At 44.5% G+C, this 24,806-nt stretch carries 28 protein-coding genes and 1 tRNA gene; 16 read left to right on the top strand and 13 right to left on the bottom strand.

The window, feature by feature from the left end:
• Positions 1–6: 6 nt before the first annotated feature.
• The 3 genes from WC407_RS11675 to WC407_RS11665 all read right to left on the bottom strand — a co-directional run bounded on the left by WC407_RS11675 (position 7) and on the right by WC407_RS11665 (position 2,646).
• Positions 7–1,083 (bottom strand): hypothetical protein, encoded by a 1,077-nt coding sequence (locus WC407_RS11675; RefSeq protein WP_373022833.1) that lies wholly within the window; start codon positions 1,081–1,083, stop codon positions 7–9.
• Positions 1,080–2,366, bottom strand: a complete 1,287-nt coding sequence (locus WC407_RS11670; protein ID WP_373022832.1) for a tyrosine-type recombinase/integrase — start codon at positions 2,364–2,366, stop codon at positions 1,080–1,082. Before WC407_RS11670 ends, WC407_RS11675 begins: the two co-directional genes overlap by 4 nt.
• A 204-nt stretch (positions 2,367–2,570) precedes the next feature.
• Positions 2,571–2,646 (bottom strand) — tRNA-Ala (locus WC407_RS11665).
• Positions 2,647–2,749: 103 nt separating this feature from the next.
• Here WC407_RS11665 and WC407_RS11660 point away from each other — a divergent pair.
• Positions 2,750–3,337, top strand: a complete 588-nt coding sequence (locus WC407_RS11660) for a hypothetical protein (protein ID WP_373022831.1) — start codon at positions 2,750–2,752, stop codon at positions 3,335–3,337.
• Here WC407_RS11660 and WC407_RS11655 read toward each other — a convergent pair.
• A complete protein-coding gene (locus WC407_RS11655) occupies positions 3,334–3,756 on the bottom strand; it encodes a hypothetical protein (protein ID WP_373022830.1) in 423 nt (140 codons plus the stop codon). The genes WC407_RS11660 and WC407_RS11655 overlap by 4 nt on opposite strands.
• 111 nt (positions 3,757–3,867) lie before the next feature.
• Here WC407_RS11655 and WC407_RS11650 point away from each other — a divergent pair, with 111 nt between their 5' ends.
• Positions 3,868–4,659, top strand: coding sequence for an HDOD domain-containing protein (locus WC407_RS11650; protein ID WP_373022829.1), 792 nt, complete (start codon positions 3,868–3,870; stop codon positions 4,657–4,659).
• Positions 4,660–4,662: 3 nt separating this feature from the next.
• Here the strand turns inward: WC407_RS11650 and WC407_RS11645 are convergent, their stop codons facing one another.
• Positions 4,663–5,352 (bottom strand): sulfite exporter TauE/SafE family protein, encoded by a 690-nt coding sequence (locus tag WC407_RS11645; RefSeq protein WP_373022828.1) that lies wholly within the window; start codon positions 5,350–5,352, stop codon positions 4,663–4,665.
• A gap of 69 nt (positions 5,353–5,421) precedes the next feature.
• Here WC407_RS11645 and WC407_RS11640 point away from each other — a divergent pair, with 69 nt between their 5' ends.
• Positions 5,422–5,685, top strand: coding sequence for a heavy metal-associated domain-containing protein (locus WC407_RS11640; RefSeq protein WP_373022827.1), 264 nt, complete (start codon positions 5,422–5,424; stop codon positions 5,683–5,685).
• Position 5,686: 1 nt separating this feature from the next.
• Here the strand turns inward: WC407_RS11640 and WC407_RS11635 are convergent, their stop codons facing one another.
• From WC407_RS11635 to WC407_RS11625, 3 genes are read right to left on the bottom strand one after another with little or no spacing between them, the layout of a single operon-like run.
• Entirely contained in the window at positions 5,687–6,658 is a 972-nt protein-coding gene (locus WC407_RS11635; protein ID WP_373022826.1) for an argininosuccinate synthase domain-containing protein, read from the bottom strand.
• A gap of 12 nt (positions 6,659–6,670) precedes the next feature.
• Positions 6,671–8,317, bottom strand: a complete 1,647-nt coding sequence (gene dnaG, locus WC407_RS11630; RefSeq protein ID WP_373022825.1) for a DNA primase — start codon at positions 8,315–8,317, stop codon at positions 6,671–6,673.
• Between the two features lie 13 nt (positions 8,318–8,330).
• Complete coding sequence (locus tag WC407_RS11625) at positions 8,331–8,984, bottom strand: methyl-accepting chemotaxis protein (protein ID WP_373022856.1); 654 nt, start codon at positions 8,982–8,984, stop codon at positions 8,331–8,333.
• Positions 8,985–10,119: 1,135 nt separating this feature from the next.
• Here WC407_RS11625 and rpsU point away from each other — a divergent pair.
• From rpsU to WC407_RS11610, 3 genes are all read left to right on the top strand, one after another.
• Complete coding sequence (gene rpsU / locus WC407_RS11620) at positions 10,120–10,332, top strand: 30S ribosomal protein S21 (protein ID WP_015652475.1); 213 nt, start codon at positions 10,120–10,122, stop codon at positions 10,330–10,332.
• 120 nt (positions 10,333–10,452) lie between these two features.
• Positions 10,453–11,616: a formate-dependent phosphoribosylglycinamide formyltransferase gene (purT, locus tag WC407_RS11615; protein WP_373022824.1), complete on the top strand. Its 1,164-nt coding sequence runs from the start codon at positions 10,453–10,455 to the stop codon at positions 11,614–11,616.
• Entirely contained in the window at positions 11,613–12,542 is a 930-nt protein-coding gene (locus WC407_RS11610; protein WP_373022823.1) for a D-2-hydroxyacid dehydrogenase, read from the top strand. The genes purT and WC407_RS11610 overlap by 4 nt, the downstream gene beginning before the upstream one ends.
• Here the strand turns inward: WC407_RS11610 and WC407_RS11605 are convergent.
• Complete coding sequence (locus tag WC407_RS11605; RefSeq protein WP_373022822.1) at positions 12,520–13,425, bottom strand: AEC family transporter; 906 nt, start codon at positions 13,423–13,425, stop codon at positions 12,520–12,522. The two genes, WC407_RS11610 and WC407_RS11605, sit on opposite strands and share 23 nt — an antisense overlap.
• Positions 13,426–13,513: 88 nt before the next feature.
• Here WC407_RS11605 and WC407_RS11600 point away from each other — a divergent pair, with 88 nt between their 5' ends.
• The 6 genes from WC407_RS11600 to WC407_RS11575 all read left to right on the top strand — a co-directional run bounded on the left by WC407_RS11600 (position 13,514) and on the right by WC407_RS11575 (position 18,064).
• Entirely contained in the window at positions 13,514–15,115 is a 1,602-nt protein-coding gene (locus WC407_RS11600) for an FAD-binding protein (RefSeq protein ID WP_373022821.1), read from the top strand.
• Entirely contained in the window at positions 15,094–15,228 is a 135-nt protein-coding gene (locus tag WC407_RS11595; protein WP_373022820.1) for a hypothetical protein, read from the top strand. The genes WC407_RS11600 and WC407_RS11595 overlap by 22 nt, the downstream gene beginning before the upstream one ends.
• A complete protein-coding gene (locus tag WC407_RS11590) occupies positions 15,228–15,929 on the top strand; it encodes a succinate dehydrogenase/fumarate reductase iron-sulfur subunit (RefSeq protein ID WP_373022819.1) in 702 nt (233 codons plus the stop codon). The genes WC407_RS11595 and WC407_RS11590 overlap by 1 nt, the downstream gene beginning before the upstream one ends.
• Before the next feature lie 63 nt (positions 15,930–15,992).
• A complete protein-coding gene (locus WC407_RS11585; protein ID WP_305529956.1) occupies positions 15,993–16,490 on the top strand; it encodes a YajQ family cyclic di-GMP-binding protein in 498 nt (165 codons plus the stop codon).
• A gap of 12 nt (positions 16,491–16,502) precedes the next feature.
• A complete protein-coding gene (locus WC407_RS11580; protein WP_373022818.1) occupies positions 16,503–17,459 on the top strand; it encodes an HD-GYP domain-containing protein in 957 nt (318 codons plus the stop codon).
• Positions 17,459–18,064: a DNA-binding protein gene (locus WC407_RS11575; protein WP_373022817.1), complete on the top strand. Its 606-nt coding sequence runs from the start codon at positions 17,459–17,461 to the stop codon at positions 18,062–18,064. Before WC407_RS11580 ends, WC407_RS11575 begins: the two co-directional genes overlap by 1 nt.
• Here WC407_RS11575 and WC407_RS11570 read toward each other — a convergent pair.
• Genes WC407_RS11570 through WC407_RS11560 form a run of 3 tightly spaced genes read right to left on the bottom strand, consistent with a single transcriptional unit; the run spans position 17,997 to position 21,424 of the window.
• Positions 17,997–20,837 carry a helicase-related protein gene (locus tag WC407_RS11570; RefSeq protein WP_373022816.1) on the bottom strand — a complete coding sequence of 947 codons (2,841 nt, stop codon included), beginning with the start codon at positions 20,835–20,837 and terminating at the stop codon, positions 17,997–17,999. The two genes, WC407_RS11575 and WC407_RS11570, sit on opposite strands and share 68 nt — an antisense overlap.
• 1 nt (position 20,838) lies before the next feature.
• Positions 20,839–21,132, bottom strand: a complete 294-nt coding sequence (locus tag WC407_RS11565; protein WP_373022815.1) for a HigA family addiction module antitoxin — start codon at positions 21,130–21,132, stop codon at positions 20,839–20,841.
• 10 nt (positions 21,133–21,142) lie between these two features.
• Complete coding sequence (locus WC407_RS11560) at positions 21,143–21,424, bottom strand: type II toxin-antitoxin system RelE/ParE family toxin (protein WP_373022814.1); 282 nt, start codon at positions 21,422–21,424, stop codon at positions 21,143–21,145.
• A 172-nt stretch (positions 21,425–21,596) separates the two neighbouring features.
• Here WC407_RS11560 and WC407_RS11555 point away from each other — a divergent pair, with 172 nt between their 5' ends.
• Genes WC407_RS11555 through WC407_RS11540 form a run of 4 tightly spaced genes read left to right on the top strand, consistent with a single transcriptional unit; the run spans position 21,597 to position 23,679 of the window.
• Positions 21,597–21,905: a hypothetical protein gene (locus WC407_RS11555; protein ID WP_373022813.1), complete on the top strand. Its 309-nt coding sequence runs from the start codon at positions 21,597–21,599 to the stop codon at positions 21,903–21,905.
• Positions 21,881–22,219, top strand: a complete 339-nt coding sequence (locus WC407_RS11550; RefSeq protein ID WP_373022812.1) for a DUF309 domain-containing protein — start codon at positions 21,881–21,883, stop codon at positions 22,217–22,219. Before WC407_RS11555 ends, WC407_RS11550 begins: the two co-directional genes overlap by 25 nt.
• Positions 22,204–22,824, top strand: coding sequence for an NAD(P)H-dependent oxidoreductase (locus WC407_RS11545; RefSeq protein WP_373022811.1), 621 nt, complete (start codon positions 22,204–22,206; stop codon positions 22,822–22,824). Before WC407_RS11550 ends, WC407_RS11545 begins: the two co-directional genes overlap by 16 nt.
• Before the next feature lie 9 nt (positions 22,825–22,833).
• Positions 22,834–23,679: a mechanosensitive ion channel family protein gene (locus tag WC407_RS11540; protein ID WP_373022810.1), complete on the top strand. Its 846-nt coding sequence runs from the start codon at positions 22,834–22,836 to the stop codon at positions 23,677–23,679.
• Positions 23,680–23,683: 4 nt separating this feature from the next.
• Here WC407_RS11540 and WC407_RS11535 read toward each other — a convergent pair whose 3' ends face one another.
• Positions 23,684–24,805: an MFS transporter gene (locus tag WC407_RS11535; protein WP_373022809.1), complete on the bottom strand. Its 1,122-nt coding sequence runs from the start codon at positions 24,803–24,805 to the stop codon at positions 23,684–23,686.
• Between the last annotated feature and the right edge of the window lies 1 nt (position 24,806).

The raw sequence follows: 24,806 nt of genomic DNA, 5'->3' as shown, positions 1-24,806 counted from the left end.
TAATTTTTAAGCTTCTTGAATTCCTGACAAAAACTCGTCAAATTCACTCCCCATTATTCGTTCTGCAAGGGCAAGAAGATCGTCATAGGTTGTGGTGCTCATTTTTTTATACTTGACGTTATTGTTACAATATTCCTCAATTTCTATTTCGGAACATCCAGTATTATCTGCGATATATTGTTTTCGTGCTACCTCTCGTTGAATACTATGCCAATAGGAGTTAATCTCTCTTTTAGCATATTCTTTACCCTCTCCAAGCCGTACACAATCATAAATAAATAACGCGTCTGCAAAACGATAGGCGAAAGGCTTGTTAGCATTAACTTTGAAAATATTATATTCTTCTATTGTCTTGTATATTTTCAATTTTCTCGGCGGCTCAACCCCAAGGGCTTCATCTAAAGGTTTCATATGATGAATATCATTTTGAAATGCATCGAATATTGCATCAACTAGAAGATATGCTTCTTCTCTTGGCTTTGTTGGATCAATAGCCATTAACATATTAGCATTCCAATTTGAAGATCTTTTTTTAGGTCGGATCATAGGCATATTAAAGGATTTTTTATTCAAATTAAAATTTTTACCGTATAGTTTTTCTAGGAGTTCAAGCATAGGTTCAAGCTTGTATTGCTTTGGCGGGTCAAAAGCAGGATATGTTTGATTGAACCCATCAGGGTCTATCACTGAAAGTTCGCCATTGTGGGTTATATCGCATACATCACCAGCACCAATATCATGTAATATATCAGCTAATGGGTATTCTACGCAAAAGTATTGATTAAACTGATAGATACTGTCCTTTTCCATTGCCTCATACAAACCAAATTTGTCTCCAGCTCGACTTTCCTTTTCGAAATTTCTGAATAGTTGCCTATTATCAATTATCTCAAAAATACTTGAACGAACACTAGTGTATTGACGCATCATTCGTTCTTCTATAAGTTCATAAATTAATTGACTATCATCAATTACTGTTTTTTTATTTTTTCTTTTACTATCAAAATAAATTTGTGTTGCATTACATCGCTCTTCAAACATGAGGTAAATAACTGCATTGCGCTTTAAGCGTCTTTTCTTCATTTCATCCCCTTGGTTGTGTCCAAAAAGTCTGCCCACCATTGTAAAAGTTCTCGCATTTGCTCAGTGTAATCGGCTTTGTGGGTATAGGCTCTGACGGCTTGATTGGCTTCTTGATGGTCGAGCACTTTTTCCATTACCTCAAAACTAGCCCCGTGCTCCCGTGCGTAAGTTTCACATAGTGACCGATAAGTACCTCTAAAACTATGAATCGTTTGCTTACGACCATTAATTTCATCATTAAATCCCATTGAGCGCAATGCTTTATTTGGGCTTTCTTTATCCATGTGTACCAATGGTTTGCTGATACCATGAAACACCCATTCCCCCCAACCCGTAAGCTCCTTGATTTCTTGCAAGATAGCTATTGCTTGACGAGGAAGTGGCAATATAAAATCAGGTAGCTTTTTATCTTTTACTTTCATTTTTGATCGCGGTATCGTGAGGGTGGCTTTGTCTAAATCGATGTATGACCATTTTAATTCAGATAAGTTTTCGGCACGTAATGGAATGATTGATGTGAATCGTAAAGCGTTGCGGATAATAATACCGCTATAGCTGTCTAGCGCGCGCAACAATTCCCCTAATATTTTTTCATCGGTAATTTTTGCATAGTGATTTTTTACTTGCTTTTTTAAGGCATCTTTTTTGCTGATATTGGTGGTGATGTTGAATGAAGCGTGTCCGTGACTGATTGCATAAAGCCATAAGCGGTTACAGTCGGTGAAGAGGCGACGTGCGGTTTCTGCCGCTGTTTTTTCTTTTTCGTTTATAATGCGTAACAGTTCGCCATGAGTGATTGAGCCGATATGTTTTGAGGAGACAATGACGTGCTGTTTGTCATATTCGCATAGGTAAGGGAAAATATCACGCTCAAATGCCCGACGACGTTTTGTCATTGTTGTTTCATCATTAGTAAGCGTATCTAACCAACCGTACGTTATAAGGTGGAATTGACCGCTTTTTAGAGCTTCATTTTCAATTTTTTGAACTTCAATATTGGTTTTGATTTCTTTGCGCTCTGCTGATGGATCTATCCCCTTGGCTATATCTTTTTTATGTTCATCTCGTTTGGCTCGTGCTTCGAGTAGCGAAGTGGTAGGATAGGTTCCTAGTGAAAGCAATTTTTCTTTACCCTCAAAGTTGTATTTGAGTCGCCATAATTTACCGCCGTTTGTTTTGACCAACATAAACAGCCCTCCACCATCAAAAAGCTTGTAGTCTTTGTCGGTTGGTTTTGCCTTTTTAATCTCGGTATCGGTTAGGGGTATTGCTTTGCGTGCCATAGGGGTATCCTCTGATTTTAGGGGTATCTTTTTAGAGGAATATGTACCCCTAAAGCAATGTACCCCCAATCGTACCCCTAAAAATCTTAATTGTTATTGAACTGGCTTAATGGGTGCTAGAGGCTAAAAGGTGGTAAATGTGCCTATTTTGTGTGGTTTTATGAGTGTTTATTGAAGGTTATTAGAGGGGGTTAAAACGTACCGTGGTGGACCCTATCGGGATCGAACCGACGACCTCTTCGCTGCCAGCGAAGCGCTCTCCCAGCTGAGCTAAGGGCCCTTTTTCGTTAGAAATAGAGATCGAGATTATACGGTGTGCGCTCTTAAATGTCAATGCGAACAAAAGCAGTAAAGTTTTACAGCATCGTGCCGATATAGAGAACATGAAAAAGTTAGCCCTAATTTTACTATGCGGTGTCGCAAGCATGGCGTTGAGCGCGGAAGAATATACGATCCAAACGATCAGTGCTCTCAAAGAGAGCTCGATTACTCCCGCTTTTGAACAAAAGATCAAAAAGACCGGAATCCCTTATATTAAAAAAACAGAGGGTGATCGCCATGTTGTGCTATTGGGCAAATACAATAAAACTGCCGAGACGAAGCATGATGTTAAAAAAGTAAGAACCATGGTAACACATGATGCGTTTGTCCGGCCGATGGATAGAGCTACTGTAGCTACGGCAGGGAAGCCTGAGGTGCATGTAGAAGCGGTTTCTCATACTGCTCAGACTACTCCGGTTGTTGCCCCAGCTACGGCTCCTATAGCCGTAGCAACAACGCCTACTGTAGCATCTGTTGCCGCAACGGTAGAGAAAAAAGAAGAGTGTGCACCGCATCTAACTGCTGCACCGAGTGAAACGGTCGTTATTTACGATCGTAATGCCATGCGGAAGAATGATATTTCTGAGGCCATTGAATTTTATAAAACGTCACCGTATCACTCTTTTCGACCGGTAGCCTTACAGCGTTAAGGTTGACGTTCGGTCGCACTGTAGAGACAGTCGAGGTCGATATGGTGTATCTTTTTTGCTTCCGCATGAAGCGATTCGAGCAATTCTGCCGCATTTTCTCCATTCGATGGATAGCATACTGCTGCAGAGGGAATCGGAGTCGCGAACACCTCTTCAATCATCCGTTTAACAATTCCGGTACCAAACCGATCGGTGTAAGGCATGACAAAAAAGTAGTATTGCTCATAATGGATGATCGAATCCGAAGTGCGTAATAAACTTGGAAGGTTTGTGTCAATCGAGGATTGGCTTGTTCCGGAAAAATCACAAAACAAAATGGTAAAACTTTCTGAACGGTTTTCATCGAGTCGATTTGAAATCCCGATATTAAGCTCTATCAATGATGAAAAATTATAAAACGAAAACATCACCCCTGCCATTTTGACTCCTCAAAAAAAATGTCTATGTAGTATAGCGTTAATTTTGTCAAACTAATACGTATTTAAAATATGGAAGAGTAGACTGCTTAAAATGAAGAGGAGTAGCTTGTTATGGTGACTGATCAGATTAAAAGTCTTCCCCCCCTTCCTAGTTCAATCTTGCGTATTCAGGAATTGTGCATGATGGATGAGGTTGAGATGACAGATCTTATTCAAGTGATTGAATCCGATCCGATGCTTACTGCGGATATTTTAAAATCGGTTAATTCACCGTTGTATGGAATGAGTAAGGAGATAACTTCTGTTCGCCAAGCGGTCATGCTTTTTGGGATTTTGATGGTGCGTGGATTTGCGGCAGCTACCAGTATTAAAAAAACGGTTTCAAGTGATTTGAGTCCGTATGCAATAACGATTGATCGCTTAAGTGAAACATCAATACTCCAATCAGCGCTTGTCCGAGAATGGTATGGTGCTGTTGACAAGACAATGGTTCCCTTGTTGGCAAGTGGAGCGTTTTTGATGGAGCTGGGCAAACTGGTTACGTCGCAAAACTTGATTTCTTCGGGAGAATCGGAACGGTTTCGCTCAGAAGTAGAGCAGGGTGGTTCAATTATTGAGCTTGAAAAGTTGTACCTTGGAATGAGCAGTTATGATACTGCGGCATTGATGTTTGAACATTGGAATTTTGAACCGGGATTGGTGGAAATGCTGCGAAATATTTCGGAGACATCAATACACCCTTATGGGCAGGTCTTGTATGTGCTGCAAGAAGCAATCTCTGTGCGAGAGGGGCTGAGTGAGAAATCACTTCGCAGTGCTATAGACGCTTCCGAGAGGATGGGGCTTGATTCCAAGGCTTTGGAAGATGCTCTGCAGAGCGTGAAAGCTACCTCTAATCTGTAAATGCTACAGCGGAAGATCGAAGAAATACGCTAATCCGTAATAGACACTGTACAAACCGTATATGAGGATTGCCAAGGCAGCGATTCGGTTCATCGTTTGGCGAAAGGCGATCTCTTTGAAAAAGCTAACCGATTGACCGAGGGCTAAGAGTGTCGGAACGGTAGCGAGACCAAACGCCGCCATAATGAGCCCTCCATTGAGTATGGATGCCGAAGCGGCCGCTTTAGCGGCAAAGAAGAAAACGAATCCGCAGGGAAAAAAGCCGTTCATTACTCCAAGGGCAAAGAAACTCCCGATGCTTTTACTCTTGATAAGGCGGGAAAAGAGAGTTTTAAAGAGTGAAAAATTGGAGAAAGAGTGTTCCAGTGCGTGAAGTAAGGATGAGAGTCCGAACATCCCCAGTGCGGTGATGATCATCAATATCCCCGCCAGAATAAATAAAGCTCCGTGGAATTGCATATTGATTAAAAACAGCGAACCGATGGCACCGAAAACCATCCCTAAAATGATGTAGGAGCTGACGCGACCGATATTGTAAGCACCGTGGCGGATAAATTGTGCGCTACGGCTCATACTGGAGTCTATTTTCGTGGAGCTATAGGCAACGATAAACCCGCCGCACATACCGATACAGTGACCAAAACTACCTGCAAATGCGATGGTGATTATCGCCCACCATTCAATCGTACCCATACGGCTCCTTAACACTCTTTTAACAAAGATATGAAACAATAGCATGAAATCATTTAAAAGGGTTCGTCAATGAAAAAAGTTTTACTTGTCATGGTGGCATTGGTATCGTTTGCAAGTGCCGATCAACTTGTTAATCTAAAAATTGAGGGGATGATGTGTCCGGCATGCGTTAAAAATGTCAAAGGATCGCTCAATGATGTCAAAGGGGTTAAAGAATCCACGATTTATCTCAAAGAGGGGAAAGCGGAAGTGAAAGCCGCTGAGGGCACAAAAGCCGAAGCAATGTGCGATGCTGTTAAAAAAGCGGGTTACGGCTGTGCTGTAAGCAAATAGATTAAATAAAATACTTAGCTGCATCTTTGCGGCTAAGGTCACAGACGGTTGTAATTTTTTCTTCTCCGATATTGAGCGTTTGCTCCCCTGCAAAATCCTGCTTGCAATACGCCAATACAAGTTTGGCCGCCAATGTTTTGTCACTATCACTCGCATTTGCGGAAATGAGTGAATGGGGACCGAAGAGATCGGTATCGATATGAATATATTTATGATTTTCTATCCCCTCCAAAACGGCATTATCGTCCGCGTCTCGTCCGATGATCAGTTTCGCCCCCTCAGGAAGACGAAGCTGGCGACCGTATTTTAGGGTTGGGATATCAGCGACTTCGAACGTATCGTGAGCGATAAAATCTCGAATTTTTCGGGAAAAATGCTCATCCGTGAGGAGACATCCCCCTCCCGGTGCTTCGTAATCTTTGAGCTCAAACTTCTGTGCAAGTTCCATCTGCCGGTCACGGTTGCGTCCGACGATGTTTTCGAGTTTGTCACGATCTATCCACCCTTCCAATTCGGCAATAGTCGGTTCCAGCGATTGTGCGCTCAGAGGACGCAATAGCAGCCCGCCGCAGTTGCTGAGGTTAAGCACTTTATCGAGCGATTCGCGATTTTGGCTCATCGGGCGTTGCCCCAATACTTCGCCGCTGATCAGAAAGCTCGCCCCCCACTCTTCCATAAGGCGTTTGGCGACTTCGAACATTTTGGCGTGGCAGTCGATGCAGGGGTTGAAGTTTTTGCCGTAACCGTATTTCGGTGAGAACAGTACCTCTTGGATGTACTCGTCCCGGATATCGACACTTCGAAACTCTGCGCCCACTTGCGCACACATATTTTTCATATGGGTAAGACGGTCTTTGGTGGAGCCGAATCCTGTATTGATGTTACAGGCGATGACCTCGATCCCCTGATCGATGATAAGTTTCATAGCGAGCGTGGAGTCGAGTCCGCCGCTAAAGAGCGCGATGGCTTTCATAGAATAGTCCTTTTAAGTAAGCGGTACTAATTCGCCTTTTCTAAGGCGTGCTATCTTGTCACGCATTTGACGAATTAAATACGATTTTTGTTCGAATGATACCGTATTTTGAGCATTGATTTTTTTGAGTTCTCGGGTGTAGTGGTGCTCTAAAAAGGTTAAAAGGGCTTTTTTGATCCCTTCGTCCCCTTCAAATATTCGTATAGCATTATTCATCATCAGTGCATTAAGGCGGGGGTTATTGCGTTCCCCGCGAATAGCGGCTTCAAATTCGAGTGCATGATGCCGAAACATAGCCGAATCGATAAAATCGAGGAGCGAATTGATGATGTGATTGTGTTCTAAAATGGTTTTGATAAACCCAAGCTCTTCCGTATCTTCATTGGTGGAGAACGAAATGGGTTTGGACTGTGTACTCTGGGTATGACCAATACGGATAAGTGCGGGAGAGACCCCTAGTTTGGAAGCGATATAGGGGCGATACTCTTCTTGAAGCAACGGAGAGAGCGATTTTAAAAAGGCGATACTTTCATGCAGCGCCGTTTCTTTGGCTTTCGGATCTTGCAGATCGTAAGCGCTAATCATTTCCGTGATGACAAATTCGATAAACGCAATTGGTCGGTGCAGAAGGGTGTTCAGCTCTTCTATAAGCCCCTCTTTGATCATATCGGCAGGGTCTTTTCCCCCTTCAAAAAGTATTACTCCGCCGTCAAATCCTGAGGTGCTGAGAAGTTTTGCCGCCTTGAACGCAGCGGCACGTCCCGCTTTGTCTCCGTCATACGCGACAAAAACTTTGGGTTCCCCCTTGCGCAGCAGCGGAAGATGTTCAGCGGTAAGTGCCGTTCCCAAGGTAGCGACGGCATGAGTGAATCCCGCCTGATGGAGCATCACGACATCCAAATACCCCTCGGTAACGATGATCTCTCGACGGCGATAGATTGCCTCACGGGCGAGATGGTAGGCATAGAGGAGGCGCGATTTGTTAAAAATGGCACTTTGGGACGAATTGACGTACTTTGCCTGATGTCCCGTGATGGTGCGTCCTCCGAATCCGACGATGGCACCGCTCGTGGAATGGATCGGAAAGGTAATTCGCTCAATAAAGCGGGCGAAGAGTCGTCCTTCCTCCCCTCTTCCAATAGCCCCTTGTTCAATCGCATCGGCGGAAGAGAGGCGGTGTTGTTCCAAAAAGCGGAGCGTTTCAGGTGACGTGGGTGCGTACCCTATTCCGAACCGTTCAATACTGGACGCATAAATACCCCGATCGTGCAGATAGTTCATCGCATCGCGTTTTTCCTCGAGAAGCTTTTGATACCAATCATTGAGGGTTTCGAGGAGATTGGAGCGTTTTTTTGGTTGAGCGTTATCGGTGTAATGGAGGACAAAATTGACCGATCCTGCGAGCTTCTCAATCGCTTCGGGGTAACTGAGTTTTTCGTATTCCATGACGAAGTTAATAGAATCACCTCCCGCCCCGCATCCGAAACAGTGGTACTTTTGACGGCTTGGATTAACGGTGAAGCTGGGAGATTTCTCATCGTGAAACGGGCAGGGGGCTTTGAAGCTGCTTCCTGCACGCTTTAGCTCAATGTAGGAGCCTACGACATCGACAATGTCAAGTCTGGCTTTTAGAGCCTCGATGGAGTCTTGGGTAATCATAAAGACATTTTATCTAATGTGTCTTGAATTGTCCCAATTGAGCATCAAGCGCATTTGCCGAAGAGGCGATTGCCTGGACGATGGCGGAGAGTTTCTGCATTGAGGTATCGTTTGCTGCCGTTATCGATCCCAGAGTGTTAATCTGGGAAAGCATATCATGAATATGGTGTGCAATGGTATGGGAATTAGTGACACTTTGGGTAGTCAGAGCGTTGGTTTTTTCCATGGCCAAAACGGTTTGGTTGATAGTAAGATCAACCCGTTCAGATATGGTTGAAACATTGCGCATAGAATCGGTGTTTTGGTGCATTTGATCGGTAGCATCGGAGATGCTTTGGACGATAATATTGATAGTGGCATTGATCTCTACAAGGCTGTGCTGAGTTTTTTCGGCAAGTTTACGCACCTCATCCGCTACGACGGCAAATCCACGACCGTGTTCACCTGCTCTTGCCGCTTCGATGGCAGCATTGAGCGCGAGCAAATTGGTTTGATCGGCGATATCTCCGATGACAGAGAGTACCCGTTTGACTTGAGAAGCTTCACCGTTTAAGAGGTTGAGTTTTTCTTCCAATTCAGCTTCCAATTGAGTACTCTGCGAAATGGTTACAAGCAATGTAGAGAGTTCTTGACGTCCGCTGTGCAGCTGTTCCAAAGCGCCGCTCATCGTCTCTAGCGTATTGGATAAACTCTCTACCCCCTCATGGGCAATAATCTCGATCGATCGCGCTTGTTCTGAAGCGCTATGGGTGATGGTATCGCCTTGATGTGCCCGTTCTTTTACCTCTGTGCTAATGCTATCAAGATCATAAGCTGCGGAGAGATTCGCTGTCGCGATTGTTTTGGAATGGGATATTGCCTGTTCCATTTCGGCAACAAAGCGGTTTAGGCTGTTCATCATTGTACCGGTCTCATCACGGGTAAAACCGCAAAACTCTTTGGTGAGATTGAAAAGATCGGTCTTAAGATTATCGGTGAGACTTTTTACGGGGCGGGTTACTTGGGTGATGAGGAGCGTCATATTAAGGGCAGAGATAGCAATTCCGATAAGGGCGACAGTGATGTTTTTAGTTAAAAGGGTTGATAAATCAAGATGAGGTACCGCATAGAGCAAAATAGCGTTAAGCAAAACAAGTAATACAATATTTCCAAGAATCGTTGTAAAGATAGCAAGCACCATTTTTTTGCCAAAAGAGATAAAGGGATATCTTTCACTTAACGGAACAACAGTTGCCCACTCTTCGAGACGAATAACAAACAAAATGAATACCGGAATAATAAAGAGCAACAGTAAGGGCAATACCGCAAATTCAGCAAGAGCGAATCGTTCGATGGCGATAAACGATTTTCCAGACAGTACCACGGCAGGGCCTAAAAGGGTGTAGAGCATTTCTCCGATTAAAAACCAATAGGGGAGCCGTGAGATGATAGCGGCAGCTTCTTCATGATTGCGTAATGTATGCATCAGAGATTCAAGTTTGGCAAGAGTACGGCTAAATCCAATAATCATGACAGTAGTAGCTACCACCATATACAGAGCCATTGGAATTGAAAACAGTATCGAGAAAAGTTCATCAATCGTGAACAGGCGTGAAAAGAAAAGTAAAAAAATCCAAACAATGGGAGGAATCATCATTCCGACAAATACTAACCCCATCAAGGTTTTTCGTGGATGCATATATTTCCTCTTTTTAGGTATTGTTAAATAATGATAACTAACAAAGGGTTGAAAAGTACCTTAAATCTGAAAAATATGGTAGAATACGGTTTCAAAAATTTTAAATAGAAAGTAGGTGATGTGAATGCCTGGTATCGTTCTTAGACAAGATGATAACTTTGATGCTGCTTACCGCCGTTTCAAGAAACAAACAGATCGTAATCTGATTGTTACTGAAGCTCGTGCTCGTCGTAACCATGTTACAGAGACTGAAAAACGTAAACAGTTCAAAATCAGCGCTCGCAAAAAGATGTTAAAACGTTTGTATATGATGCGACGTTACGAATCTCGCCTGTAATCTCTTGCGCTTCGGCGCTTGAGTTACACCCTCTCCCCTCTCAACTTTTTCCCTTTGTAACAAAACCTTTACTAACCCTATGATAAACTTAGTGTAATAATTTCTGCACAAGGCTATTCTATGCTCTTTAGCGCACCTCTTAAAAATAATTCCAAAAAAATCATGTTGTTAGGCTCCGGTGAGCTCGGAAAAGAAGTGGCGATTGAGGCACAGCGTCTCGGGATCGAAGTGGTCGCAGTCGATCGCTATAAACATGCTCCGGCACATCTCGTCGCTAACCGTTCTCATGTGGTAAATATGCAAGACAAAGAAGCGGTCTTAAAAATAATCCGTAAAGAGAAACCCGATTATATCCTTCCAGAAATCGAAGCGATCAGTATAGAGGCTCTGTTTGCAGCAGAAGCGGAAGGGTTCTGTGTTATCCCCAATGCCGAAGCGGTCAATAAAACCATGAATCGTAAAAATATTCGTCGTTTTGCCGCCGAAGAGTTGGGACTTAAAACAAGCCGTTATCATTTCGTAAGTACCTATGAAGATATGTGTTATGCCGCGGAAGATGTCGGTTTCCCCTGCGTTATTAAACCGGTGATGAGCTCTTCAGGGCACGGACAGAGTATCGCTCACAGTCCATTTGATCTCGAACAATCATGGGAAATTGCCAAAGAGGCACGCGGCGATGCAAGCGAGCTGATTGTTGAGGAGTTTATCCGTTTTGATTATGAGATTACATTGTTAACCGCTCGCAATGGAGTGGAGACCGTATTTTGTGAGCCTATCGGACATATCCAAAAAGACGGCGATTATATTTACAGCTGGCAGCCAATGGAGATGTCCAAAAAAGCGCTTAAACGTTCTCAGAAAATAGCGAAAGCGATTACCGACGGTTTGGGCGGTAAAGGGTTGTTCGGGGTAGAGCTATTTGTAGCAGGCGATGAGGTCTATTTCAGTGAAGTGAGCCCAAGACCTCATGATACGGGGATGGTGACGCTCATCACTCAAAGCCAAAGCGAATTTGCCCTTCATGTACGTGCGGTACTTGGACTTCCTCTTGGATTTACGTTTTACGGTGACGGTGCGAGTGCGGCGTTCAAATCGACTGTTGAATCGGATGAACCGGTGATCGATGTGGCGGATGAGCTTTTTGATGATAACAGTTTTGTCCGTGTATTCGGTAAGCCTGAAGCCCATGTCGGACGTCGTATGGCGGTTGTTCTTGTATTTGATAAAGTGAAAAAAGCGATGAAAAAAGCGAAAAAATTGATTAAAAAGATTCAAGACGCATGAATATCGTAATATTGGATGCACTAACGTACGGTGATACAGCGTTAGCAGGCTTTGATGCATTGGGTGCGGTTAGCGTATACTCTACAACTTCTGTCGAAGAGACGGCGGAGCGTGTTCGTGATACAGAGGTGATTGTTACGAACAAAGTGGTGATTAACGATGCCGTGATGGAATCAGCCCCGAATCTCAAACTCATCTGTGTGGCGGCGACGGGGATGAATAATATTGATCATGAAGCGGCGGCACATCGCGGGATTACCGTCAAAAATGTGGCAGGTTATTCGACCGATGCCGTTGTTCAACATACATTTTCGATGTTGTTTTACCTGATGGGTCACAGCCGATACTATGACGAATACGTTAAAAGCGGCGAGTGGCAGCGTGAAGCGGTATTTGCCCATATCGGCCCCTCATTCAGCGAATTGCGCGGTAAGACATGGGGAATTATCGGACTGGGTGAAATCGGCCGCAGTGTGGCAAAAATCGCGTCAGCTTTCGGTGCAAATGTCTGTTATTACTCTACGTCTGGCAAGAACGAGAACAGCGATTTTGAGAAAACGACACTCAGCCGTTTGATCGAAAACAGTGATATTGTCTCCATCCACGCACCGCTTAATACATCCACTGAAAATCTGATTTCCCATTCAGAATTGCTGCAGATGAAAGACGGTGCGGTATTACTCAATCTCGGTCGCGGTGGAATTGTTGATGAGGATGCCCTTTCGGTTATCATCGATGTCAAACCGATTTTCGTCGGGCTGGATGTGTTGGTACGTGAGCCGATGAAAACACCTCACCCTCTGTTAGCGGTAAAACATCCGGAACGTCTCTATATCACTCCCCATATTGCGTGGACATCGCGTGAAGCACGAGAGCGCTTGATCGCTTCTACGATCGAAAATATTAAAACATTTGTAACAGCGTAGGCAAAATCAGCGCGATCCCCAAAAATACGACAGAGGTCGTAAACACTTCCACCGTCACGGTGCGGGGTGAGCAGTTATAGAGTGACGCAAGATTGACGTTAGCAACCGCTAGCGGGACAAGCAACTCCAAAAACAAAATTCCCTTCACGGTACTATCCATTTCTACCAATCCTAACACGAAAAATGCAATTATCGGGATCAGGATAAATTTTGTTCCATTGACCCAAGCGGTAAGCCGCAGATTGATTTCCCCCAGCTTAATACCGTAGAGATAAATTCCGAACAATACGAGTTGCATGGTCATCGAGGCGTATGCCCCCATCATCAGTGTTTTATCAACAGCGGGGCTCGGAACATATCCGATGAGGTTCAGTGCGATCGCCACCATAGCCGCCCAAAGGACGGGGAGTTTGAGGATATTGATAAGCGAATCACGGACGCTGAACTCTCCGCGTGAGTAGTAAAATACCCCGATGGTATAGACCACAAAAACATTAACGAGGTTGATGAGGGTGAGATAGGGGACACTCATCTCTCCGAATAATGCAATGCCCAGTGGGATGCCGAGGTTTCCCGTATTGCCGATCAATGCAGCCACCGTAGCGATGGAGCGCTCTTTGGGGTTATGGAAAAGAATTTTGGCGAGGGGAATCATCAGCAACAGCGCTAAGAGAGAGATCCCCAGATAAAGTGAGGGGGCAAAGAGGAGTTCGGTATCGATAGGGCGTTTAAGAAGTCCCCAAAAGGTGAGAAAAATCTGTAAAAAATAGACACTGAGCAGGGTAATCGTACGATCATCGATCTTTTCTTTAAAGGTCCATTTGGCACCGAAACCGACAGCGATAAAGAGGTAGATACCCATAATAGAGAATAAAGTTTGCATAGTTTATTTTATCCAAAAAATTAGTCAATCTTTTTGAGTGAGAGCTAACACTCCATCGGGTAAAATCGCAACAATAAGGAGTCACACTATGGCGAAAGTATTGATTATCGGCAGCGGCGGTGCAGGATTGGTGAGCGCACTGTCCGCTCGTGAGGGCGGTGCAGAGGTTATTGTCGCTTCCAAAACACTTCCCACACGTTCACAAACCTCGATGGCCCAGGGGGGGATGAACGCTGTTTTAGGAAACGAAGACACTGTTTCCGATCATATCGAAGACACTCTGCGCTCAAGTGCAGGGCTGGGAGATGAAAAACGGATCGCCTTTATGTGTGAAAAAGCTCCTGAGGCTGTACGCTGGTGTAACAGCATAGGGCTTCCGTTTAGCCGTGATGAATCGGGTGAAATCGCTCGTAGACGACTCGGCGGTGCCTCAGCTGCGCGTGCGTGTTATGCGCAAGACTATACGGGTCTTAAACTGCTCCATACCCTCTACGACCAATGCCTCAAAGCAGGGATTGAGTTTAAAAACGGCCGATTTTTACTCAACTTGATCGTGGATGAAGTTACTAACCGCGTGTTAGGGGCGACGTTTTTACATATCGAAACGGGTGAAGTAGAAGAGATCCGTGCCGATGCGGTTATCATGGCAACGGGCGGATACGGTGCATTGTATGGCAAACATTCTACGAATTCCGTTCAAGCAACGGGTGACGGTCTGGCGGCGGCGGTACGAGCCGGAGCAAAACTTGCCGACATGGAATTTATCCAATTTCATCCTACTGCCCTTAAAAACTCTTCTATCCTGATCTCCGAGAGTGCTCGCGGTGCGGGAGGGTATCTCTTAAATGCTAACTATGAACGTTTCACCAAAGAGTTGGCACCACGGGATGTGGTAGCGCGTGCAATTGGTGATGAAATGAGTGCGAATGGAGCGGTTTATCTTGATATCCGTCATTTAGGGGAGGATTTTATCAATCATGAACTTCCCCAAGAGCGTAAACTCGCTCAGATTTATGAAGGGATCGATCCCGTGCATGAACTGATTCCGATTAAACCTTCCGCCCATTACAGTATGGGCGGTATTGAAGTCAATGAAGCGTGTATGAGCAGTGTGAACGGATTGTTTGCCGTTGGTGAGTGTGCCAATCATAAAATACACGGAGCAAACCGTTTGGGCGGTAATTCACTGCTTGAGCTAGTGGTGTTTGGTCGTCACTGCGGAGCCAAAGCTGTCGAATACGGTGATCAAAATCCGACGCTTGTAAGTGATAATCCACAATTAGCCAAAGATACAAACTTCGTTCGAGGGGTGATGTATTTCACGAACCAAATTGATTTTTACCAAAAACAGGAGATGCTCGCTAATATCTTCTATAACAATGTGGGGTTAGTGCGTGATGACATGGGGCTCAAAGCGGTGTTGGGGGCAATTCGTCAGATGCAAAAAGAGTTACCGTTTATGGGGCCTCGTGATAAGTCCAAGATGTGCAATACCAATTTGGTCGAATTTATCGAGTTCGGCAATAAAATAGAGCTCTCAGAGATGATCGTCGTAAGCGCTATCAGCCGTGTCGAGAGTCGGGGTGCCCATTATCGTATCGATGCACCTGCACGAAATGATCGAATGTTCGGAGCCCACACAATTACATGGAAAGAGGATGGAGTGCTATGCGCGGATTTTATACAATAGACATGCTGGGTGATGATAAATCGTGGGCTATCGATCAAGATACGGAGAATGAAGGGTGCTGTGAAGACCCTTATGATGACGAAGAAGATGAAGAGCGGGAGTGGTGTGACTGATGGAAATAAAAATAGTACGTGGTAATGAAACACAAATCTATAACGTCGAGTTAGAAAACGTCACACTTCTTAGTGTTTTAAATCACATCAAAACCAAAATCGATCCGACTCTCACCTATTCACATGGGTGCCGCAGCGGTGTGTGTGGAAGCTGCGCTGTTCGGATAAATGGACGTGAGCAGTTGATGTGTGAATACAAACCGAATGATGGTGATGTGATTGAGCCGATCCGAAATAGCCGTGTGATTCGGGACTTGGTGGTCGATACAAGTGCAGTTGAACATTTTAACCGTGTTGCTTCTGCGTGGAGTGAAGGCTCTTCTAAGGAAAAGGTGAGTGAAGAAGAGGCAAGCCGTATAGAGACGCAAAGTGATTGTATTTTGTGCACATCGTGTTACAGTGCATGTCCTGTATATGTTGTAAACCCTGATTTTATCGGTCCGTTTGCACTGACCCGTGTGTGGCGATATGTAAATGATGTACGTGAAGAGAACAGCAATGCAAAAATAGCGAGTATACAAACCAATGGGATTTGGGACTGTACCCTCTGCGGTGAGTGTGTGACTGTTTGTCCTCAAAATATCGCCCCCAAACAAGATATTACGATGCTGCGAATGAAAAGTGCGATGATGGGATATCAAGATCCAAATGGCGCTATAGCATTTGGCGGCGGACTTGATTTTGGAACCCCGATGTTTTAACCCCTTAAAACATTAAGGTTTTAGTGTGTTATACTAAGTGTTATAAAACAGTTAGGAATTAGTATGGCATCAGAACACTCACTCGATATCTCCGCAAAAATTGATCTTCAAGCATTCAAAGATGCGATTGCCCAATCTGAAAAAGAGGCAATCGGTCGTTATGATTTCAAAGGGATTACTTATGAAATCAACTACCGTGAAAAAGAAAAACAGCTCATTCTCCTCGCTTCCAGCGATAACAAACTCGATGCGCTCAAAGATATTGTCATTGCGCGGCTTATTAAGCGGGGGCTCTCTTCCAAAGCATTGGAAGAGTTGAAAACCGAGGATGCAAGCGGGGGAGCGCGAAAAGCGACCTATAAAATCGTAGACAGCATCGAGTCCAAAGAGGCCAAAAAGATTATGGCAGAGATTAAAAATCTCAAAACCAAAGCAAGCGCTGCCATTGAAGGTGATTACATCCGCGTGAAATCCAAACAGATTGATGAACTTCAAAAGATTATGGCACACATTAAATCGCTTGAGTGGGATGCTCCTCTTGTGTTTGAAAATTTCCGCTAAATGAATTGAATAATGATGAAGCAAAAACGGTATAAAGCGATTGACAAGCGTCTGATTACAGAAGGCTCGCAAATTGACTTTAACCTTTTTTTATCGGATGAAAATAAAACGGCCATGAGTCTTTTTCTGCAAAGTGATACTGCAGTGGACGGTAATGCGAAAGTAAAGCTTCGTGAGATTGAGAAACTCTATGTCAGCGAAGAAGAAGAGGTATTATACAATGCCTATGTTGCTCGTCATTTGCAAAGTATTGCTCAAAATAGCGATATGACAATTGAACAAAAAGCTCAATTGGTTTATGCCAAAGCCTCTGAATCAATCGATGCACTCTTTAAAAACCCTGAGTCGTTGGAGTGTGTTCAAAGCTTGCAACCGGTTGTGAACAGTTTCATTGATATTATCTTGCATGACCATAGTGCTGTTGAGTCATTGATGCGTATAACAGCACATGACTACTATACGCATACCCATTCGATCAATGTCAGTATTTATACCCTAAGCCTCGGTTCTTTTTTAGGGGTTTCCGGAAAAGATTTGGAAGTTTTGGGGATGGCTGCAGTGCTTCATGATCTCGGGAAAAGTAAAGTTGATTATGAGATCATTAATAAAAACGGCAAGCTAAGCGAGGATGAGTTTAATCAAATGAAAAAACATCCGGCTATGGGGCATGAGATTGCTTTGAAGCTTGGAATCAGCGATGAACGCATCCTCACCGGGATTCGGCACCACCATGAAAAAATAGAGGGGGGCGGGTATCCAGACAACCTTAAGGGGGATCAAATTACTCAGTTCGCCCGAATTATAGGAGTGTGTGATGTTTTTGACGCTCTTTCGACTAAGCGGTCCTACAAAGATCCGATGAGTTCGTTCGAGTCGCTCCGTCTTATGAAGCAGCAAATGGTAGGGCATTTGGATATGAAAATGGTGGATGCGTTTATCAAAATGTTATTAAAGCAGGAGCAAAAGTAATGAAGAAAATGACGATTGGGGATGCGGCAGAACATTTTGGAGTATCCAAAGAGGCAATTCATAACCGAATTCGACGAGGCTCTCTCGATTGTATTGTTGAAAACGGGGTGAAATATGTCGCAGTCGCATCGGTAAAGAACACCGCAACGGCTAACATCGTGAGTGATGGTCGTTATACGCAGTACATCGAACAGGAGAATGAGCGTCTCCGTGAAAAGGTTGATGTCCTTGAAAAAGAGACGACCCGTCTGCGTGATCAGCGCGAACAGATGCTGATCGATGAGAGGGTCAAAGTTGAACAAATTTACAAAGAGCGTGATGCACAGCTTCGCAGTGTATTGCATGTAGTCGCAACAAAATTTCTTGCCCATGCCCCTATCGATGAAGTGATGGAAGAAGCTATTACGGCCGATGTGATCGAAAATGATGAATGGATAGGGCTAAAATCGTTTTTAAAACTCAAACGCTACAAAGACAAAGAGAAGAAGAAAATCAAAAGCCGATTTGAAGCGGCTGTTGAAAACGGGGACGAACGTCTTAGCGTCCGCGACGGAAAGATTTTTTTGAACCCTGCGGCATTTGGCTACTCGGATCTTTTGGCGTAGTTAGACGATTTTTTGCACGATTTAGATTATTAAAACAACTTTGACAAATGTTGAACTCACTTTTAGGGGCGAGCGGTTTTCCGCATGTTTTGCATCGGGGGACAAAGTGGCTTTGCTTGAGTGAATTTTCGATAAAACGGTTTAATTCCCCTCTGAACGAGCGCGCTTTTTCGGCGTCGATAAAAAATTCCCCCAACCGATACGACAGCCATAGATAGAGCGATATCTCTTTGATACGGTCTTCAGCCTCTTGAAGCTCTTCGGTTGTTAGGGCATAGGTACCCAACCGTTGCGGAGGGATATACGCGATGGGCTTTTTTTGCTCCAAGGCTCGAACGTACCGTTCGAAAGCGCCCATCACTAATGGCGAAGAGGTTGATAGTGGGGCGGTAGCAAGGGTATATTTGGTATGCATATCCAGATCATAACGGTCGGCGATAGCAGAGGCTTCTTGCATTGATTCAAGATTCGCAGCACGAAACGGTCCTTCAAACTTCATATTTTCAACAAAAAATTCAACGATAGCAGAGAGGGATTTCTCTTCTAAAATAGTCGAAACAAGCTGGATATGATCGAAATTTGCCATGACATTAAACGGGAGGGTGATCGGTTCGATCTCTTTGGTAAACAATGCGGTTATTGTTTTGAGTACCTCGCCGGTGAGCGCGCCCACATACCCCTTTTCGCTCATCCCGTAGCGTCCTGCACGTCCCGAAATCTGCCGCACCTCACTAACACTCAAATTACGTTGGTTTTGACCATCAAATTTATCGGCTTTGGAGAATAACAGGGTTTTAATCGGGAGATTGAGACCCATCGCAATGGCGTCAGTTGCGACTAAAATCTCGGTCTCCCCCTCACGGAAACGGCGTGCTTCTTCGCGGCGCACTTCAGGGCTGAGGTTGCCGTAAATAACACTTGTTTTGTAGGTAGCGGAGAGTTGTTGTTTGAGTCGCAGCGCATTAGAACGGGTAAATGCGATAACGGCGGTTTGCGGCTCTATCGCATTGATCGGTGTCGGAGATTTAAGCAGTTCAAGGGGATTTTTACGCTCAAACTCGATGATCTCCAACGGTTCACCCAGATACTCTGCGAGAGCCACGATCGCTTCACGGGCATTGGGTGATCCTGTCATAATAACGGTTTTGGCCGGAGCGCCGATGATGGCATTGGCCCACGCCCAGCCGCGATCACGGTCTCCGATCATTTGTACCTCATCGATAACACAGCAATCGACCTCGGTCTCAAAACTGAGCATCTCGATGGTGGAGCTGATATGCGTGGCATTTTCATCGACGAGCTGTTCTTCTCCCGTAATGAGCGATGCACTGATGCCGTGTTCACGCAGATCTTCATACCCTTCCAATGCCAAAAGACGCAGAGGCGCGAGATAATATCCCGTCCCGCCGTGTCGGAGTTGTTCCATGGCTGTGTAGGTTTTACCGCTGTTGGTGGGACCGATGTGCAAAATGAGTTTGCGTCGAAGTGAACGGGCAAGGGGGAAAAGATTTTTAAAATCTCGGATACTGCGTGCAAGAAGCTCTTGGCGCTGACGTTTGAGTAGCTCACCAGCAATACGTTGATCAAAGGCAAACAATACTCTCCGTTGAGTTTTAGCACCGATATGGATGGTGTGTTCCAAGTAGGGGAGGAGCAATTCATAGACAAGTGTTTGAAGCTTCTCTTCACTTAGGTCAAGAAGTTTTGCCCGCTCACGGCACTCCTGTACCAGGGCAGAAAGTTCCTGATAGAATAGAGTTTCTACCTCTTTGCTTTGTATTTCAACACTTTGAGTGAGGTCGAGATTCTCTTGATTCCAAATTTGCCGACTCAGTTCTGTCGCATCTAAATGCAGATGCAGTGTATAGTGTAATACTTCTGATGTGTGGGGGAGGAGAAGGGTCTTATTGACGGTAACCATCAAATCCTCTCCGCCGAGTGTCACTTGTGCCGAGGGGATATGGAGCGAAATAAGGTTTTGGAGTCGTAGGGTGTCCAGTTGAAGCGCATTATCCGAGGGGGGAGCACTTTTGAGAATACTAATGATATCGTTTTGACTGAGATAGCGGTGCGAGGTAAGAGGCAGCGCTTTTAAAAACGATTCGGTTTGGATCTGTTTGAGTCGTGTTAGCTCCAATTTGAGTTCGGTGATTTCGGGTACCAGTACCTCTAATGGCTCTTCATGAAGCCGTTTTTCATTGAGAGGAGGAGTTTTTAAGACATGGATCTTATTAAAACTCTCCTCTCCTAACACATAACGGATAGGTGCATAATATTCGAGACGGTTGTCGTAATCGATCTTTCCCTCCAACGCTTTTTCGAGCGATTCACGCTTGTGGGTATATCGGATATACTCCAATTTTGCCGCTATTTTTTCAGGGGTGATTTTACGGGTGCGGATATCAATAAACGAAGTATGTAATGCCCGACGTTCATCGGGTGTAATATCGAAGCTCTCCAGTAGTTCATCGATTTTTTCTTCCCGCTCATGCGGTTTCTCTTTGGGTTTAGGGTTAGGGTAGGTTTTCCCCTCATTTTTGAAAAAGGCTACGATCATCTCGCGATTATCGGTCTCCCCTTCCGACCACAAACGGCGGAAGTTTTTAATCAAGGTTACTTTATCGGTTGCACCGTTAAATATTCCCAGTGTATGTGCGAGGGCGATTAACGATTCTGTCGGAACCCGCTCTATCCCCTCATCAAATCCCTCATCGCCGAAAAAATGGCGGATGGATTGGTTCAGTTTGATCATTTTTTTCTTTTTCTTTGCCAAACTATACCACCCTTGCTTTCACTTGTGAACTGATTCTATCCCATGCACTCTCTTTGGCCATTTCCAAATCGTATTTGGATTGCAGATGGAGCCAAAAATCGGGAGATGTGCCGAAATAGATGGAGAGACGTAATGCAGTATCGGCAGTAATGGATCGTTTTTTATTAACGATTTCATTGATACGTCGCGGTGATACGCCGATAGCATTTGCTAATGCATTTTGGCTGAGGCTATAAGGCTCCAAGAACTCTTCTTGGAGGATTTCGCCGGGATGGATGGGTGTTATATCAAACATAATGTCCTCTTTAATGGTAGTCGATAATTTCGACATTTTCCGCATTGCCGTTGTTCCATTGAAAACAAATGCGGTATTGTTGGTTGATACGGATACTATAGGAGCCTTCACGATCCCCGATAAGTTTCTCAAGACGATTCGCAGGAGGAATTTTTAGGTCATCGATATTTTTTGCCGCATCCAACATTAGTAATTTTTTGTAGGCTCCTCGTTGGATGTCGTGAGGGAGCTTTTTAGAAAAGGTTCGGTTGAAAATCTTTTCAGACTCTTTGCAAAGAAATGTCGTTATCATAAAAAGCAGTATAGTACCTATAACGTTAAATGTAAATAAAATTATATTCTTACGTCTTGACAATAAATTTTTTGTCTGCATTTTTGACAATTTTTTTTTTGTTATGAATCCTTAGCTTATTGCAACAATTATATTGATAAACTTTCGCAAAATGATAGATAAAGGGGCGGAAATGATCGATCTAAATGTCGATGAGTGGACGCAGGAAGAGTATTTGAAAAACAGACGTGAGTTGGAAGAGCAAGGGGTCAAAGTTGTATTGATCGATACCATTTTGAACCCTATTGAAGGGACGGATATCGTGACATACAGTCCCCCTCTTTTGCGTCAGGAACCCTCAGGAAGCGTATTCGTATTTTATTGCGACACGGGCAAATCGTCCAAAGAGCGACTCAAAGAGTTTCGTACCAAATTCCCTGACCATGTGTGTATCAGTTTGCGGGGAGGGCGAGGGTATTGGCGCAAGAACTTACGGGTATAACAGAATCGTGTGAGGCGTTTCTCCAATCTATTGTGCAAGAGCGCTATTACGATGCTCATGAAGATTTGGAACCGATATGGTATCCTCGCCGTTTTGAGGATAATGATGAAGTGCGATTATGGAAAGGGTTTATTAATGCGGCGGTGAGTTTTGAACTCTTAAAGCGGGGTCGTCCTAATCCAGCAGAAGTCGCGTGGAGTACGTATCTCAAATATCATCCCCTTTTAGAGCGCATTGTTACTCCCCATAAAGAACTCTACGTTAAAATGGACACACTTATTCAAAACCGGAGGAGACTATGTCTGAATTTATAGAAGCAATGACTTTTCGCCATGCATGCAAACACTTTGACACGACCAAACAAATTCCTGCTGAGCAGTTCGAGTCTATTTTGGAAGTAGCCCGTATCTCGCCATCCTCTTTTGGGATGGAACCGTGGCGCTTGATAGTGGTGCGTAATGAGTCTTTGCGCAAAGCTCTTAAACCGTTGTGTTGGAATCAAAGCCAAATTACCGAGTGCAGTGAATTGGTGATCTTGACAACCGATAATGACATCGTACGCAGTCGTAGCCCGTATGTCCGTAAAATGTTTGAGCGACGGGGATTGTCTGCCGAAGCGGTAGATACCTATGTCGGGGTGTATAAAAACTATCTCGCTCCGATAGAAAACGACGAACTGTTATTGGAAAACTGGACGGCAAAACAGAGTTATATTGCTGCGGCCAATATGATGACCTATGCGGCGACGCTCAAAATTGACAGTTGCCCTATCGAGGGGTTTGAAAAAGAGCAGGTGGAAGCGGTGCTTGACCTCCCTCAGGGGAAAACGGTAGCGCTGATCTGTGCCTTCGGGTATCGGGTTGATCCGCAGAGTCCTCAGATGCGTCTTGCGATGAAAGAGATTGTAGAGTACCGATAAGGAGAGAGTATGTTGCAAAAGATTGAACATTACGGGGATAAAGTCGGGCATTACACGGATTTGGCGTATCAATACGGTACAGAATACGGAATCAAGATTTTAGGTTCACTCCTTATTTTTTTAATCGGTAAATGGATCGCGGGACAAATCGTTTCTCTGATTAAAAAAGGGATGCAAAAAACCCATGTCGATCCGACACTGGTCTCTTTTGCCGCCAATGCAACTTATGTGGCCTTGATCGTTGTCATTGTTATCGCCGCCATCAGTAATCTGGGGGTGGAGACGACCTCGTTTGTCGCCGTATTCGGTGCGGCGGGATTGGCTGTCGGTTTAGCACTTAAAGATACCCTCTCCAATGTCGGTGCGGCAGTGCTGATTATCTTTTTTCGCCCTTTTAAAGTAGGGGATGCGATTGAGGCTTCCGGGGTGATGGGGACGGTAAAATCGATCAATCTTTTCTCGACAACCCTCACAACTCCGGATAACCGCTCTATCATTATCCCTAACGGTGCACTCATCTCAGGAAATATCATTAATAATACGGGCAACGAGACACGCCGCATTGATATGGTTTTTGATATTGACTACAAAGATGATTTGAGCCTTGCGAAAGAGGTGATTATGAATGTCCTCCTCGCTAATTCGAAAGTTCTCTTAGAACCGGCTCCTGTTGTCGCTGTCGGGGCATTAGCACCGCATTCGGTACAAATTTTTGCACGACCGTGGGTAGCAGTGGATACCTATGGTGATACGACGTTTGAGATTATAGAAGCGGTAAAAATGGAATTTGATAAACACAAACTCTCTATCCCCTTTCCTCAAATGGAACTGCACGTCCGAAAAGAGGAATTATAATCGGCTAGTGTGCTAAAGATCGTCGATTTTTGGCACTGTAGAGATAAAATGCGCTCCCTGCTGCAAGAGCGGCAACCGCTCCCCCCACAAAAAGATACGCCGGAGCGTATTGATACAGTACTCCCGATCCCAATGCCCCTATAAACCCCCCTAACCCATACGAGATCCCAAAGAAAAACTGCTGAGATAATCGACGCATTTTGTAGAGGTGAAAAAGGGTTGCAATGGATGCTGAGTGGAAAAGGGCAAAACTGAAGGCATGCAGTACTTGCGACGCAAACAAAAGGGGAGTTGAATCGGGAAAAAGTGCGACGATAAGCCATCGGATAGCGGTGATAAAAGCGGTAATTTGAAGGATCCGTAACAAATTCCCTTTTAGAAGCGGTCCCTGAAAATAAAACATAACGATTTCGGCGATAACCCCAAAACTCCACAGCCATACGGTGGTGTCAAGCGATACCCCGTGGTCGGTAGCGTAGATGGTAAAAAAGTTATAAAAAGGGCCGAAACTTACCTGCATTAGGAAAAATCCGATCCATAGCGGAGTATCTTTACGGATAGAAAAATGGCACGGCTCCTCGTTTGCATTGCATTCAGAAGAGCTAACGCGGTGTTGTTGTTTTCCGATCAGAGATCCGAATACGATGGTAAGTATCGCCATAGTGATTAAAAAAACGATTCCGGTTTGAGGGGTGGAGAGGAACCGTACCAATACCAGTGCAACGGCGATAAATCCGAACGATCCGAACAAACGGATTCGGCCGTATCGCTCTTTGCCGATATGCTCTAGGGCAATAACTTCGATATAAGGGAGTATGAGGGCTATTCCGATTCCAAAGAGGATATTAACCGCTAAAAGAGGCCAGAAATGCTCCAAAGCGGGATAAAACCCTATTGCACCGATCCCCATCAGCCCTAAGGCGGTAAAAAATGTCCGTTGGTCGAGTCTAAATCCTTTTAAAAATAGAAACGGAACCGCGAATCGGACGAGCGGGGCTGAAGCAAAAATAATCCCGATGTGAATCGGATCGTATCCGACCATAGAGAGAATTTTTGGGACGAATATGATGTGCACCCCGATTAGGGCGAAATAGAAAAAATAGAAAAAGGAGATTAAAACACTCACG

It is taken from the genome of Sulfuricurvum sp., from assembly GCF_041651515.1.
Lineage (GTDB): Bacteria > Campylobacterota > Campylobacteria > Campylobacterales > Sulfurimonadaceae > Sulfuricurvum.
The sequence above is the reverse complement of the archived record's forward strand: the minus strand, read 5'-3'. Positions and strand labels throughout refer to the sequence as shown.